This is a genomic window from Propionicimonas sp., from assembly GCF_034927565.1.
GTDB lineage: Bacteria > Actinomycetota > Actinomycetes > Propionibacteriales > Propionibacteriaceae > Propionicimonas.
Window position 1 is genome coordinate 60,780 of the sequence record NZ_JAYFPT010000010.1, and the last position, 14,693, is coordinate 75,472.

The 14,693-nt window shown below is 70.2% G+C and carries 10 protein-coding genes; all 10 read right to left on the bottom strand.

The features are described from left to right. Positions 1-47 precede the first annotated feature (47 nt). Positions 48-1,076, bottom strand: coding sequence for a dihydroorotate dehydrogenase-like protein (locus VB080_RS03085; RefSeq protein WP_323416954.1), 1,029 nt, complete (start codon positions 1,074-1,076; stop codon positions 48-50). Positions 1,077-1,458: 382 nt separating this feature from the next. Then, complete coding sequence (nifJ, locus tag VB080_RS03090; protein ID WP_323416955.1) at positions 1,459-5,019, bottom strand: pyruvate:ferredoxin (flavodoxin) oxidoreductase; 3,561 nt, start codon at positions 5,017-5,019, stop codon at positions 1,459-1,461. Then, on the bottom strand, positions 5,016-6,644 hold the full coding sequence (locus VB080_RS03095) for an NAD(P)-binding protein (RefSeq protein WP_323416956.1): 1,629 nt from the start codon (positions 6,642-6,644) through the stop codon (positions 5,016-5,018). The genes nifJ and VB080_RS03095 overlap by 4 nt, the downstream gene beginning before the upstream one ends. 366 nt (positions 6,645-7,010) lie before the next feature. Next, entirely contained in the window at positions 7,011-7,199 is a 189-nt protein-coding gene (locus tag VB080_RS03100) for a LuxR C-terminal-related transcriptional regulator (protein WP_323416957.1), read from the bottom strand. Positions 7,200-7,576: 377 nt separating this feature from the next. Then, positions 7,577-9,079: a hypothetical protein gene (locus VB080_RS03105; protein WP_323416958.1), complete on the bottom strand. Its 1,503-nt coding sequence runs from the start codon at positions 9,077-9,079 to the stop codon at positions 7,577-7,579. Continuing rightward, positions 9,069-9,914 (bottom strand): TIGR03943 family putative permease subunit, encoded by an 846-nt coding sequence (locus VB080_RS03110; RefSeq protein WP_323416959.1) that lies wholly within the window; start codon positions 9,912-9,914, stop codon positions 9,069-9,071. Before VB080_RS03110 ends, VB080_RS03105 begins: the two co-directional genes overlap by 11 nt. Positions 9,915-9,972: 58 nt before the next feature. Further along, positions 9,973-11,013 carry a permease gene (locus VB080_RS03115; protein ID WP_323416960.1) on the bottom strand — a complete coding sequence of 347 codons (1,041 nt, stop codon included), beginning with the start codon at positions 11,011-11,013 and terminating at the stop codon, positions 9,973-9,975. 679 nt (positions 11,014-11,692) lie between these two features. Then, a complete protein-coding gene (locus tag VB080_RS03120) occupies positions 11,693-12,682 on the bottom strand; it encodes a metal ABC transporter permease (protein ID WP_323416961.1) in 990 nt (329 codons plus the stop codon). Next, on the bottom strand, positions 12,682-13,458 hold the full coding sequence (locus VB080_RS03125; RefSeq protein ID WP_323416962.1) for a metal ABC transporter ATP-binding protein: 777 nt from the start codon (positions 13,456-13,458) through the stop codon (positions 12,682-12,684). The genes VB080_RS03120 and VB080_RS03125 overlap by 1 nt, the downstream gene beginning before the upstream one ends. Then, positions 13,449-14,441: a metal ABC transporter substrate-binding protein gene (locus VB080_RS03130; protein WP_323416963.1), complete on the bottom strand. Its 993-nt coding sequence runs from the start codon at positions 14,439-14,441 to the stop codon at positions 13,449-13,451. Before VB080_RS03130 ends, VB080_RS03125 begins: the two co-directional genes overlap by 10 nt. Positions 14,442-14,693 lie beyond the last annotated feature (252 nt).

The following is a 14,693-nucleotide window of genomic DNA, read 5'->3' on the forward strand; positions in this document are numbered from 1 at the left end:
ACCGCTCTCAGTGCAGGCTGGTGCGGGCCGGGTTCCGGCTCGACCTGTCAGCCCACCAGCGAGCCGTAGCGGGACTTGGCCTTCTCCAGAGCGGTGACGTAGCCGGCGCGCTGGTAGCCGCTGGCGTCGGCGCCGGCCGGGACGGCGAGCAGCCCGCGGGCGGCGCCCACCGAGTCGAAGCCCTTGCGGGTCAGCCAGGTATCCAGCCCGTCCAGCAGGACGCGGGCGTAGTCACGGCCGTGCCGGACCAGTGCCGAGGTGGTCATCACCACGTCCGCGCCGGCCAGCAGGTAGGCCACGACGTCGTCGGCGGTCTCCACCCCCGAGGTCGCGGCGAGGGAGACCGGCACCTGGTGGCGCAGGGCGGCGATCCAGGTGCGCGGCAGCCGCGCTTCGGACGGGGTTGACAGCTCGACGCCGGGCACGACTTCGAGCCGCTCGATGTCCACGTCCGGTTGCAGAAAGCGGTTGAACAGCACCAGGCCGTCCGCACCGGTCTCGACCAGCCGCAGCGCGAAGCTGCCGAAGGAGGAGAAGTACGGCGCCAGCTTCACCGCCACCGGGATCGAGACATTCTGCTTCACCGCCGCGACGATGTCCAGATGCCGCTGCTCGACGTCCGGCCCGGCCAGGCTGGTGTCGCCCGGGACGAAGTAGATGTTCAACTCCAGCGCCGCCGCGCCGGCCTCCTGGAGCTGCCGGGCGAACTCCACCCACGAGCCGAGCGAAGAGCCGTTCAGCGAGGCGATCAGCGGTACCTCGATCGCCGCGGACGCCCGCTCGACCAGCGTGAGGTACTTCGCCGCCACCGTCTCGACCGGCTCGGAGGACATCGACGGGAAGTATGAGGTCGCCTCGGGGAACATGTCGGCATGCTCCTCCTCCAGCAGGACGTCGCGTTCGGCCTGCTCGAGCTGGGCGCGGACCTGCTCCTCGAACAGCGAGTAGAGCACCACTGCCCCGACGCCGCCGTCGGCCAGGCCCTTCACCTGGTCCACGGTCTGCGAGAGCGGGCCGGCCGAGGCCACCAGCGGGTTCCGCAGGGGAAGGCCGAGGTAGTTGGTCTGAAGGTTCATCGTGCGCCTCACAAGGTGTGGAAAGTGGTCAGCAGGACGGGGCGGCGGGACAGTGGATCAACGGGCCGGGGGACGGTTCCCCGGCCCGGGGATGTGGGCCAGGGGACGGGTCCCCGGCCCGGGCGGAGCGGGCGGCAACCGACCAGGGGCGCGGTTCCCTGGCGCGGGTGGCTGGAGTGGGATCGGGTTCCCAGTCGCCCGGGCCAATGAACCGTCCCCCGGCCCGGGGACGGAGCTGGCTTGGGGAGTGGAGTCGGGGAACGGTCCTCGGGCCCGGGTAGGCCGGAGTTGGCCTGGGGAGCGAGCCAGGGAACCGTCCCCTGGCCCACACGGGGACGTGAGCCAGGGAACCGTCCCCCGGCCCAGGCGGCGAGAGGGGGAATCACCGGTCGGCCCGGGCGTCGGCGGCGAAGCGCTCGGCACCGCGGGTCGCCATCTCCTCGTACTCCGCCCAGCGACGGTTGACGGCGTCCTGGCCGAACTCCAGGAACCGCTCGGCCGCCTCGGGGTCGGCATTCATCAGCATCCGGAACCGCAGTTCCTTCTCGTGGTACTCCTTCAGCGGGATCCGCGGACGGGGGGAGTCCAGCAGGAAGGGGTTGCGCCCGGACATCCGCAGCACCGGGTTGTACCGCATCAGCGGCCAGTGCCCCGACGCCACTGCGCGGTACTGCTGGTCGAGTCCCTTGCGCATGTCGATGCCGTGCGCGATGCAGTGGCTGTACGCCAGGATCAGCGACGGTCCGTCGTAGGCCTCCGCCTCGCGGAACGCCTTCAGGGTCTGCTGCGGGTCGGCGCCCATCGCCACCCGGGCGACGTAGACATTGCCGTAGGAGACCGCCTGCATGGCGACATCCTTCTTGCCGGTCACCTTGCCGCCGGCGGCGAACTTCGCCACCGCGCCCAGCGGGGTCGACTTGGACGCCTGCCCGCCGGTGTTGGAGTACACCTCGGTGTCCATCACCAGCACGTTCACGTTCCGCCCGGACGCCAGCACGTGGTCGAGCCCGGCCGAACCGATGTCGTAGGCCCAGCCGTCACCGCCGACGATCCACACCGAGCGGCGCAGCAGGTGGTCGGCCACCGAGCGCAGGTCCTCCACCTTCGGTCCGCTCATCGTGTCCAGCAACGCCTTCAGCGCGTCCACCCTGGCCCGCTGCTGGGACAACTCCGACTCGTACTGCTGCGGGGCGTTCAGGATCGTGTCAACCACCTCGCCGCCCAGTTCGGGACGCAACTCCTCCAGCCGCCGCCGGGCGGTCTCGGTGTGCAGGTCGGCTGCCAGCCGCAGCCCCAGCCCGAACTCGGCATTGTCCTCGAACAGCGAGTTCGACCAGGCGGGACCCCGTCCGTACTTGTTGGACGACCAGGGCGTGGTCGGCAGGTTGCCGCCGTAGATGGACGAGCACCCGGTCGCGTTCGCCACCGTCGCCCGGCCGCCGAACAGCTGGGTGAGCAGCTTCAGGTAGGGCGTCTCGCCACATCCCGAGCAGGCTCCGGAGAACTCGAACAGCGGCTCCAGGAACTGGGTGCCGCGGACGTTGGCGAAGTCCACCCGGGAGCGCCGGTTGACCGGAATCGTCTCGAAGAAGGCGACGTTCTCCTTCTCCTTCGTCCGCTCCAGGACGGGCGCCAGGTTGATCGCCTTGCGGGTGCCGCCGGCCTTCACCGGGCAGGCCTCGACGCACAGCCCGCAGCCGGTGCAGTCCTCGGCGTACACCTGCAGGGTGTAGCGCGAGCCCGGGAAGCCGGCCGCGTTCAGCGGCGCAGAGGCGAAGCCGTCCGGAGCCCCCTCCAGCGCCGACTCGGTGTAGTACTTCGCGCGCAGCACGGCGTGCGGGCAGACGAAGGCGCAGTTGCCGCACTGGATGCAGGCCTCCGGGTCCCACTCGGCGATGATGTCGGAGATGTTCCGCTTCTCGTACCTGGTGGTGCCGGACGGGAAGGTGCCGTCCACCGGCAGCGCCGACACCGGCAGCTGGTCGCCGGTACCGAGCAGCATGGACGCGGTCACCGACCGGACGAACTCCGGCGCGGTGTCGGGCACCGGCGGGATCATCGGGATGTCGCTGAGCGGGGCGGCCGGTACCTCGATCCGGTGCAGGTCGGCGATCGAGGCGTCGACGGCGGCATTGTTCTTCGCCACCACGTCCTCGCCCTTGCGCAGGTAGGTCTTGCGGATCGTCCGCTTCACCTCGGCGATCGCCTCTTCGCGCGGCATCACCCGCGAGATCGCGAAGAAGCAGGTCTGCAGCACGGTGTTCGTCCGCCGTCCCATCCCGGCCTTGCGGGCGACCAGGTTGGCGTCGATCGCCCACAGCTCGATGCCGAGCTCGATGATCCTGGCCTGCATCGGCTCGGGCAGCCGGGCGAAGACCTCCTCAGGCGGATACGGGGTGTTGATCAACAGGACGGTGCCGGGACGGGCGAACTCCAGCACGTCCACCCGCTCCAGGATCGACCAGTGGTGGCAGCCGATGAAGCCGGCGGAGTTGATCAGGTACGGCGCCTCGATCGGACGCGGGCCGAACCGCAAGTGCGACACCGTCCGCGAGCCCGACTTCTTCGAGTCGTAGACGAAGTAGCCCTGGGCGTAGGTGCCGGGCAGTTCGCCGATGATCTTGATGGTGTTCTTGTTGGCGCCGACGGTGCCGTCCGAGCCGAGGCCGTAGAACACCGCCGAGTGGGTGTCGGAGCCCTGGATGTCCAGGCCGGGGTGGTAGGGCAGCGAGGTGTGGGAGACGTCGTCGTTGATCCCGATGGTGAACCGCGGACGGGGGCGCGCCAGCGCCAGCTCGTCCAGGATGCCGGCCACCATGCCCGGGGTGAACTCCTTGGACGACAGGCCGTAGCGGCCGCCGATCACCAGCGGCATGGTGCGGCTGCCGGTGGCGACCGCCTCGCCGAGGGCCGCGGTCAGGTCGAGGAAGAGCGGCTCGCCGCCGGAGCCGGGCTCCTTGGTGCGGTCCAACACGGCGATCCTGGTCGCGGTCGCCGGGATGGCGGCCAGGATGTCGGCGGCCGGGAACGGACGGTAGAGCCGCACCTGCACCACGCCGGCCTTCGCGCCGGCGGCGTTGAGGTGGTCGATGGTGTGCCGGACGGTCTGGGCGCCTGAGCCCATCACCACGATCACCCGCTCGGCCTCGGGGTCGCCGTGGTAGTCGACCAGGTTGTACTGCCGTGAGGTGATCGCGGCGAACTGCGCCATCGCGTCGCTGACCAGCCCGGGCACGGCGGCGTAGAACGGATTCACCGTCTCGCGGGACTGGAAGTAGGTGTCCGGGTTCTGCGCGGTGCCGCGAATGTAGGGGTGCTCGGGGGAGAGCGCGCGGCGGCGGTGGGCGCGGATCAGATCCTCGGGCACCAAGGTGCGCAGGTCGTCGTCGCTGAGCAGGTCGACAACGTTGACCTCGTGCGAGGTGCGGAAGCCGTCAAAGAAGTGGACGAACGGGATCCGCGACGTGAGCGTGGCCAACTGCGCGATCGCGGCGAAGTCGTGGGCCTCCTGCGGGGACGCCGAGCAGAGCATCGCGAAGCCGGTCTGCCGCACGGCCATCACGTCCTGGTGGTCGCCGTAGATGCTCAATCCCTGGGCGGCCAGCGAGCGGGCCGCGACATGGAAGACCGTCGAGGTGAGCTCCCCGGCGATCTTGTACATGTTGGGGATCATCAGCAGCAGGCCCTGGGAGGCGGTGAAGGTGGTCGACAGCGCGCCACCCTGCAGGGCGCCGTGCAGTGCCCCCGCGGCCCCGCCCTCGGACTGCATCTCGACGACGGTCGGGATCATCCCGTAGACGTTCGGCTTGCGCTGCGCCGACCACTCGTCGGCCAGTTCGGCCATCGTCGAGCTGGGGGTGATCGGGTAGATGCTGCACAGTTCGTTGAGCCGGTAGGCGGCGGACGCGGCGGCCTCGTTGCCGTCGATGATCGTGCGGGTCATCGGGCGTTCTCCTCGATCATCTCGATGGCGTGCACCGGGCACTGTTCGTAGCAGGTGGCGCAGCCGGTGCATCGGTCGTAGTCAAAGCGGTAACGGAAGCCCTTGCCGAGTTTGATCACCGCATCCTCCGGGCAGGCGCCCAGGCAGCCGTCGCACTCGAAGCAGTTGCCGCAGGACAGACAGCGGGCGGCTTCGACGTGGGCCTGGTCGACGTCCAGGCCGCCGACGATCTCGTCGAAGTCGGTGATCCGTTCGGTGGGTTCGAGCTCGGGCTGGGTGGTGGCGCGGGTGTCGCCGAAGTACCACAGGTGCAGTTTGTCGAAGCTGGCCAGGGTGTGCTTGGGACGCGCGGGCGCCTCCCGTCCGGCCAGCCAGGAGTCGATCTGCCGGGCGGCCCGTTTGCCGTGGCCGACGCCGATCGTGACGGTGCGCTCGCTGGGGACGGCGTCGCCGCCGGCGAAGACGCCTGGGACGCCGGTCATCAGGGTGCGCGGGTCGACCTTCACCACGTCGTGGTCGAACTGCATGCCGGGGATCCGGCGCAGGAAGGAGGAATCGGTCTCCTGGCCCAGCGCCAGGATCACGGTGTCGGCCTCCAGTTTCTCGAACCGGCCGGTGCCGACCGCCTTGCCGTTCTCGTCGAGTTCCATGATCTCGACGGTGAGGTCGCCGGCGTCCACGCTGGAGATGGTGCGCAGCCAGTTCATGGTGACGCCCTCGCGCTCGGCGGACTCGCGTTCCTCGGAGTGGGCGGGCATCTGCTCCGGGGTGCGGCGGTAGACGATGATCGACTCCTCGGCGCCCAGCCGGCGGGCCACCCGGGCGGCATCCATGGCGGTGTTGCCGCCGCCGTAGACGGCCACCTTGCGTCCGATCACCGGGCGTTCGCCGGAGGCGACGTCGCGCAGGAAGCTGACCGCGTCCACGATCCGGGAGGCGTCCCGGTTGGGGATGTCGACCCGGCGGGACAGGTGCGCGCCGATCGCCACGAAGACCGCGTCGAAGCCGCCCTCGGCCTGGTCGGCCAGCAGATCCTTGACGGTGTAGTCGGTGACGATCCGGACGCCCAGGTCGACCAGCCGCTGCACCTCGGCGTCCAGCACGCGGCGCGGCAGCCGGTACTCGGGGATGCCGTAGCGCATCATGCCGCCGGGCAGCGGGGAGGCGTCGCGAATCTCGACCTCGTGGCCCATCCGGGCCAGGTGGTAGGCGGCCGACAGCCCGGACGGGCCGGCGCCCACCACAAGCACCCGGCGCCCGGAGGAGAACCGGGGCTTGCTGAAGCTCCAGCCGCGCTCGATCGCCAGGTCGCCGAGGTAGCGCTCCACGGAGTGGATCGACACCGCCCCGTCCAGTTCGACCCGGTTGCAGGCGGTCTCGCAGGGGTGGTAGCAGACCCGGCCATGGATCGCGGGGAAGGGGTTGTTCTTCACCAGCTCGCGCCAGGCGCCCTCGTCCTGGCCGGCCTTGACCAGCCGCAGCCACTCCTGGATGTTCTCCCCGGCGGGGCAGCCGTTGTTGCAGGGCGGCAGCAGGTCGACGTAGACCGGCATCCGCGACCGGACGGGCGCCACCCTCCCGCCCTCGGCGGCAAGGTTCGGAAGCTGGGTGATGTCTCGGGCCATGGTTACCTCTTGCTCAGCAGCATTGCTTAGGCAACCCTACCCGCCTTCCCGGCCCACTTTGACCGGATGACAAGGGGATTTACGTGACGTTAGGCTCGCGAAATAGCGTCCGGGCCAGCCGATGGGGGAGATGTAGAACCGGCTTCCCTGCGGATCGGCCGGGGTGGACCAGCGGTGGCTGTGCTTGGAGCGTTCCCCGCCACGAAGCGGCTGGTGGAGGTCTCGACGGGCACGGTGGGCGGTTGGCGTTCTATGCGCTGACCCAGAGCACTCGTCCTCCCGGGGCGACGGCCACCGGGTGGCCGGTGGTGAGGTCGAACAAAAAGGTGGACAGATTGTCGGCGACCGGGGCCTGATGGAGTCAGGTCAGCGATCTGGCCGCTCTGGTTCCCGGTAGATGCCCAACTCGTGGGCGCGGATGGCGAGCGTGACTCGCTTGACGGCGCCGAGCTTCTCCTGCATCCGGGTGATGTGGTATTTGACGGTGGAAGGCACCAGATGGACCTCCCTGGCGATCCGCACCGTCGTCTTGCCTTCTCCGATCAGGCGGTGCACGCTCAGCTTGCGGAGCGGACGGGACGTCCGGACTGGCGGGCGCGATGAAGAACCGTCGGCGGACGTAGCCAGCGACTCGTCCTTTGGCGGGAAGAAGAGGGTCGGTTCGTTGAGAACAGCAATCTGGGCTTGCCGTAAACAGCACTTTCGGGGTGTCCGGATCGTACATCTGAGGAGATGATCGACTGCCGGCCCAGGGTCGCTGACAGTCCCGCAGATCTCGCATAAAAGCGAGATACCCGCCTTGCGTGCCGTTGAGGCGGCACTCGGCTGTGCTGGCTGAGCGGATCCGCACCGACGGCCAGGTCGCCGAGAAGCTTGCCCGGCTCGGGCACTGGGAGTTCGAGGACCATCGGCCTTGACGTCGGCTCGGCTTCCTACCGGCTGACCCAGAGCACCCGTCCGCCCGGGACGACGGCCACCGGGTGACCGGTGGTGAGGTCGAACAGGAAGGTGGACAGCTTGTCGGTGGCGCCGGAGGTGAGGTCGTCGGCCGGGGCTCCCGGGTCGAGCACCTCAGCCCAGGCGTACTGGCCGTTGGCCGAGACACCGGTGTCGAGCAGGCGCCCGAGCTTGGCGCCGATGCTGGTCACGTCGGTGGTGACACCGTCGCGGGTGTGGGTGATCCGCGAGGTGACGGTCACCTCGTCCGCGGTCTCGGTCAGGTCGTCCACCTGCTGTATCCATTCGCTCGGGGTGATCATCGTGCGCTTGCCGCTGTACTCGTCGGCGGGGTCATCGGTGGCCTGGGGTAGCGGGGTGGACGTTCCGGTGACCAGGTCGAGGATCATCTCCTCGGACTTGTCCAGCACCACCAGGCTGGTGCTCCCGGGCAGGAAGCCGATCAACTGGTCGTGGTTGCCCAGTGGTACCAGGCTGGCGCCCTCGGCAGTGCTGGTCAGGTAGAACTGCTGGGCATCGTCCTCAACCACCAGCGACTGGGTGCCGGGGATGAACGCCCAGTCGACCACCCGCAGCTCGGTGCCACCCTGGCCGCCGATCTCGCGAGCCGGCTGGGCGGGGTCGGTGACGTCGCGCAGGAACAGCGCGTTGTCGTAGCTGCGGCCACTGGCGGTGTCCTCGCCGGTGAGGGTGTAGCCGATCAGCGGCTGCTCGGTCGAGCCCTGCAGCAGGCCGACGTCCACGCCGTCCGGCACCGAGAACTCGAACTGCCCGCTGCCCGACGGGGCAGAGCCGATCAGGTGGACCGCGTCCGGCTCGCGGCTGAGTGCGACCGTGACCCCCGCCACGACGGTGAACGACTCGATGCCGGTGCCGGTCAGCACGGGCGTGGGCTGGCCGGTGGCGGGGTCGGTGCGGATCACCTGGTCCGCCTCGCCGTAGCCCCACGGCCCCAGCCCGACCAGGGAGTAGAGGCTGTAGCCGGGGGTGGTGAAGGAGTACGTCCAGTCCGAGGCGACCCCGGTGTGGCGGCTGCGGACCTCGCCGACCCGGACGGTGTAGGCGGTGGCGTAGGCCAGCGGACGGGAGAACCTGATCACCACCTCGGCGTCCTTGGTCTCCACGGTGAACGGGGCGGACGGGGTGATCTCGACCTGCGCCGCGTCCACCTCGTCCAGCGGCTGCCGGCCGCGCAGCACCAGCCGCTCACCGCCGGTGACCACCGCACGGTCGGCGGCGACGGTGGCGTCGGTGAGTTCGGGACCGCGGGTGGCGTTGGCCACGGTCAGACCACCGGCGGTCAGGGCGAGGGCGAGGCAGACGGTGAGGGCGAGCAGCCAGAACCGCCGGGTCGGGACGACCGCCGGGTGCTGGTCTGGACGGGTTTGACCAGCATCGGGCAGTTGGGCTCGGCGGGGTTGGCCGGCGGCGGGCTGCTGACCCCGCCGGTCTCGACCGGCGGAGGAGTCAGTAGTCATAGGGCTGGTCCGGGGCGTCGACAGGCTGGACGGCGGTGGGTTTGAGCACGACCGGGGCGGCCGCGTCCTGGGCGGAGGAGGCGACGAACGTGCCCTCGACCTGCAGCCAGCCGTCCACCGGGTAGCTGTCGGCCCAGCCGGCGACCGCCACCGGGACGCCGACCGGCTGGGCGTCCACCGTGCAGCAGGTGACGACGAACCGGGTGAGGTAGAAGATGTCGGGGTCGCCGTCCGGGGAGGCGCTGACGAAGCCGGTCAGGCTGGCCTGGTGGCCGGCGTAGGACAAGGCGGTGGACGAGTTGGACAGCACGGCCGCCCAGTCCCGCAGGGTGAACCCGGACGGGTCGGCCCCGACCAGCGTGACGGTGCTGTCGTCCACGCCGGCGTTGAGGTCGCGCTGCTCGACGGTCGAACTGGTCAGGGTGGCCGGCGGCAGCACCAGCAGGCCGAGCACCAGGGCGAGCCCGGCCAGCCCGAGGCCACCGATCCGCAGCACCCGGCGCAGCCCGGACGGCGGCGGTCCGTGGTCGTGGTCGTCGTGGACGTGTTCCCGTCCGGCCAGCAGCGGCCAGGCGACCAGCGCGGCCATCAGCCCGAGACCGGCCATCACCGTGGTGAAGGTGAAGTAGCGGGGATGGATGTAGAGCCCCAACTGTCCGGTGGCGGCCAGCCAGCCGATCGCGACGACCCCGATCAGGGTGAGCAGCAGCCCTGCCGGCGGCCGGGGGAGACCGGGACGGTTCTGGTGGTCGGGGACGGAGGCACGGTTGCGGTGGCCCGCCTTGCCGGCTCGGATATGGCTGGCTGAGACAGCAGATCCGTCGCCGTGTCCCACAGCTCCGCGGCCGGTCCGGCCCGCTGGGCCCGTGGGACCGTCCCCGTGGCTTGAGTGTTCAGCTGACAAGGTTCAACCCCATTCCGATCACGATCACGCACAGTGCCACCAGGGTGGCGATCAGGCCGAGCGCGCGGGTGGTGAAGGTGGTGCGCAGCAGGGCGAGCATCTTGATGTCGATCATGGCGCCGAAGATCAGGAAGGCGACCACCCCGCCCGGCATGAACGTGGCCGAGAAGGACAGGATGAAGAAGGCGTCGACGTTCGAGCAAACTGCCACGACGAAGGCCAGCAGCATCAGCACCAGCACCGACAGCACCGGGTTGCTGCCCAGGTCCACCAGAATCGCCCGCGGCACCCCGACCTGGATCGCGCCGGCGAGCACCGAACCGGCCACCAGGGCGGGCAGCATGGTGGTGGTCTCCTCGGCGAACGAGCGGGCGCTGCGAACCGCCCGGGACTGCGCACCCGGGGCATCGTGGGCATGGCAGCGGGCCTCGAACTCCGGGGTGAGCAGGGCTGACGGATCGGGGTGCCGGGAGAACAGCCAGCCGGCCAGGTTGGCGATCAGGAAGGCGCCACCGATCCGGGCGAGCAGGATGCCGTCGGAGAAGCCGAAAGCCTGGTAGGTGGTGATGATCGTCACCGGGTTGAGCACCGGCGCGGCGAGCAGGAAGGTGAGCGCGTCACCCACGCCCAGGCCGCGCATCATCAGCCCGCGGGCGAGCGGGACGTTGCCACACTCGCAGACCGGGAGGAAGACGCCCAGCACCGACAGCAGCAGCCGCCGTCCGGCCGGGTTGCGGGGCAGCAGCCGCTGCCAGACCCGGTCGGGCACCCAGACCTGCACCAGGATGGAGATCCCGATCCCCAGCAGGACGAAGGGCAGCGACTCGACGAAGACACTGACCGACAAGGTGACGAAGTCGCGTCCGGCGTCCGGCAGCCAGGCCGACCAGGCCGGGTCGGAGAACAGCCGCAGCGCGAGCAGGGCGGCGGCGATCGCCAGCATGACCCCGGTCCGCAGCAGCGCCGGGACGGTACCGCCCGCCGCCGGGCCCGCAGTGGAGCTGGTCGCGCGCGGAGCGGTGGAGTGCATGGTGTCGCCTGGTGTCGGGGAGTTTCCGGCAGCTTAGCCGCCGTGGCCGTGAGCGGTGCGGAAGGCCGTCCGTGGTGACTCAAGAAGGATCCCTCCGCAAGTCGGGGGTGACTCGACCTTGGGACGATTCCCGTTCGAGTCAGCAGCCGGGGCCCGGGCTCGCCGTGAGTGGGGAGCGGGGTTGCCGGTCGTGCGCGACCCTGCCGGGACCCTGCTGGGCTCGCCGTGAGCGGGGAGCCGGGTCTGAGCGGGGAGCCGGGTCTGAGCGAGGCGATGCGGGCGAGCGGAGACACAGGTGCTTCTCCCAGCGGCTCTATCTCGGGCCGCGGGCGAGGTGCTGGACAGTTCTGCTGGTTCTCAGCGGGCGCGGACTGAGGGATGCCGGACGTTGGACGGCCCTGCTGGTTTTGCTCGGCTTCTGGAGGTCGAATACCGGCAGCGATGTCCAGCGGTTTGGCTGGCGCCGTCCAGCGGTGTTCAGAACCGGCAGAGCTGTCCACTGGGCCCGTCCGGTGGCGAGGACGGCTCGGTGGAACCGTGGCTGGGGTCGCGGGCTGACTCAGGTCGAAGCCGTCCCACGTGAGTCATGGGGCCGGCCTGGTCCGGCCGCCGCTGTCCAGCCGCTGGGGTCGCGGCCTGGCTCACGTGGGAACCGATCTGAGGCAGGGGCGTCGCTGGGTCAGTGCTCGTCGTAGTGGTCACCGTGCGGGACGTGCCGGTGGCCGTCGTGGACGTAGTCGACGTGGCCGGCGTGCTCGACGGCCGGGTGCCCGCAGTCGGGGCCGTGGACGTGGGGATGGTCCTCGGCCGGCTGCTCCGGCAACGGTTCATCGTCCGGTGAACCGACCTCGACCGGACGGTCCGGGCGTCCCTGCAACAGCCGGGCGAACGGCCAGCTGGCGGCGAACATCCCGATCGCGATCACCACGATCAGCGCTCCTGGGGCGGTGTTGAGGTAGTAGGAGCCGACCGCACCGGAGACAGCCGCGACGGTGCCGATCCCCATCGAGGCGAACAGCCCGATCCGGAAGCCCGTGGTCAACTGGGTGGCGGTGGAGACGGGGACGACCATCAGCGCGCTGACCAGCAGCAACCCGACGGTGCGCATCGACACGGTGACGGTCACCGCTGCCAGCGCCACGACGAGGATGTTCAGCCAGCGGGTGGGCAGCCCGATTGAGCGGGCGAAGGGTTCGTCCGCTGAAACCGCGAACAGCTGGGGCATCAGCCCGATGGTGACCAGCAGCACGACCGCGCCGAGGACGGCGATCGCCCACAGGTCGGCGGTGCCGACCGTCAGCAGCGAGCCGAACAGGTAGCCTGCCAGCGCACCCGCCCCCTGGCCGGCCAGCGCCGCCAGCAGTAGACCGCCGGACAGGCCGCCGTAGAAGATGATCGCCAGCCCCACGTCCCCCTGGGCACGGCCGGACTCGCGCAGCAGTTCGATCGCCACCGCGCCGACCACGCAGACGGCGATCGCCAGCGGCAGCGGCGCGGTATTGGTCAGCATCGCCAGGCCCACCCCGGCCACCGCCAGGTGGCCCAGGCCATCGCCCAGCAGGCTGAGCCGGCGCTGCACGATGTAGGTGCCGATCGCGGGGGCGGTGACGCCGGTGATGACGGCGGCCAGCAGCGCCCGCTGCATGAACTCCAGGGCCAGCCAGTCCATCACAGCGCCTCCAGTCCGGTCTGGTGGGGACGGGGGCGGGTAGCCGCCAGTTCGGTCATCTCGTGGCCGCCGTGGTGGTGGCCGGGATCGGGGACGTGGGGCAGCACCCGTCCGTCCTGGACGAAGATCGCGCGGTCGATCACCTCCGCGAAGGGGCCGAGCTCGTGCAGCACCATCACGACGGTGACGCCGTCAGCGATCAGCGTCCGGGCCACGTCGGCGAGCAGCTTCTGGGTGACGTGGTCGACCCCGGCCAGCGGCTCGTCCCAGAGCATCAGCTGCGCGCCCGAGGCGAGTGCGCGGGCGATCAGCACCCGCTGCTGCTGCCCGCCGGAAAGCCGGACGAACCGGTGCCGGGCGCGGTCGGTGAGGTCGACCGCTTCCAGGGCGGCGGCGATTGCCTGTCGGTCGGCGGGGGTCTCCGGCCAGAAGGCACGGCGATGGCCCAGCCGTCCGCTGGCGACCACCTCGCGGGCGGTGGCCTGCTGCACCAGGATGCCGCTGCGCTGCGGCACATAGCCGAGCTTGTTCCAGTCGCGGAAGTCCTGCAGCCGGGTGCCGAACAGCTCGATCTCGCCGCGGTGCGGGATCAGCCCGATCAGCGCCCGCATCAGGGTGGTCTTGCCGGACCCGTTGTTGCCCAGGATGGCGACCGCCTCGCCCTGGGCGATCTCCAGGTCGACGTCGCGGACGATCGGGACGCCGCCCAGCAGCACACCGAGGCCGGCGGCACGAATCGCCGCCGGCCCCGGTGCCTGCTCTGAGTTCAGGCGCACTGGTTGGCAGTGCGCAGGGAGGCCAGGTTGGAGCGCATCACCTCAAGGTAGTCGGTTCCGCGGGATTCCGCCGTGATGCCCTCCAGTGGATCCAGCACATCGGTCTTCAGCCCGAGGTCTCCGGCGATCGACTCCGACACCACCGGGGAGACCAGGGTCTCGAAGAAGATGGTGGTGATGCCCTGCTCCTTGGCGATCTGTTGCACCTCGGCGATCCGGGCGGCGGACGGCTCCACGTCCGGTTCGACACCGCGGATGGCGACCTGCTCCAGGCCGTAGCGCTCGGCGAGGTAGCCGAAGGCGGCGTGTGAGGTGACGAAGGTCTTGACCTTGCAGGTGGCCAGGCCGGACGTGAACTCACCGTCCAGGGTGCTGAGGTCGTCCAGCAGCTTCTGGGTGTTGGCCTTGAGAGTGTCGGCGGCATCGGGTCGTTCCTCGATCAGCGCGTCGCGGACGTGCTCGGCGATGCTGGCGACGTTGGTCGGGTCGAGCCAGGTGTGCGGGTCGAGGGCGCCGTGGTCGTGATCATGGCTGTCCTCGCCCTCCTCGTGGTCGGCGTCCTCCTCCTCGTCGCCGGCGGCGGCCGGGTGGAGTTGCAGGAAGGACGCGGTGTCGACCAGGTGCTTGGGGGTGGCCTGTTCGAGGGCGGTGTCGACGGCGGGCTGGAAGCCGTGCTGGATCACGACCAGGTCGGCGGTGGACAGCAGCGCCACCTGCTGCGGGGCGAGTTCGAGGTCGTGCGGCTCGGCGCCCGGGGCGGTCAGGTTCTCGACCGTCACCAGGTTGCCGCCCACCCGCTCGGCGACGAACTGGAAGGGGTAGAACGCGACCGCGACTACGAGCGGTGCGGCCTGACCGGACGAGGCTTCGGCGGGAGTCGTGGTCCCCGACGGCGTGGCGGCCGGGCTGGAGCAGGCCGCCAGCGCTGTCAGCGAGACCGCGGCGGTCAGGGCGACGGCGGTGGACCGGAAAGAAAACGTCATGGGAATCATTCTCATCCTCATCTACAGCCGTGTCAAAACGGCCGAGGGGAGCGGCTGAGGCCGATTGGTTGCGATCGAGCGCCGCTTTCGCGTCGAGCGCCAACGCTGTTGTTGAGCGCCTGTCCTGTTGTTGAGCGCCTGTCCTAGCGTTGAGCGCCCGTCCCAGGGGCCAGGCGCTCGGCGCGAAGGCGAGCGGTCGATGTTGGGCCGAGGGGTCGATGCGGCGGCTCCCGGGATGGTGAGTGGGGTGGT

Excerpts from the sequence above, each read along its gene's own strand:
- VB080_RS03115 (WP_323416960.1), bottom strand. The coding sequence starts at position 11,013 with ATGCACTCCACCGCTCCGCGCGCGACCAGCTCCACTGCGGGCCCGGCG.
- VB080_RS03095 (WP_323416956.1), bottom strand. The coding sequence starts at position 6,644 with ATGGCCCGAGACATCACCCAGCTTCCGAACCTTGCCGCCGAGGGCGGG.
- nifJ (WP_323416955.1), bottom strand. The coding sequence starts at position 5,019 with ATGACCCGCACGATCATCGACGGCAACGAGGCCGCCGCGTCCGCCGCC.
- VB080_RS03105 (WP_323416958.1), bottom strand. The coding sequence starts at position 9,079 with ATGACTACTGACTCCTCCGCCGGTCGAGACCGGCGGGGTCAGCAGCCC.
- VB080_RS03085 (WP_323416954.1), bottom strand. The coding sequence starts at position 1,076 with ATGAACCTTCAGACCAACTACCTCGGCCTTCCCCTGCGGAACCCGCTG.
- VB080_RS03120 (WP_323416961.1), bottom strand. The coding sequence starts at position 12,682 with ATGGACTGGCTGGCCCTGGAGTTCATGCAGCGGGCGCTGCTGGCCGCC.
- VB080_RS03130 (WP_323416963.1), bottom strand. The coding sequence starts at position 14,441 with ATGACGTTTTCTTTCCGGTCCACCGCCGTCGCCCTGACCGCCGCGGTC.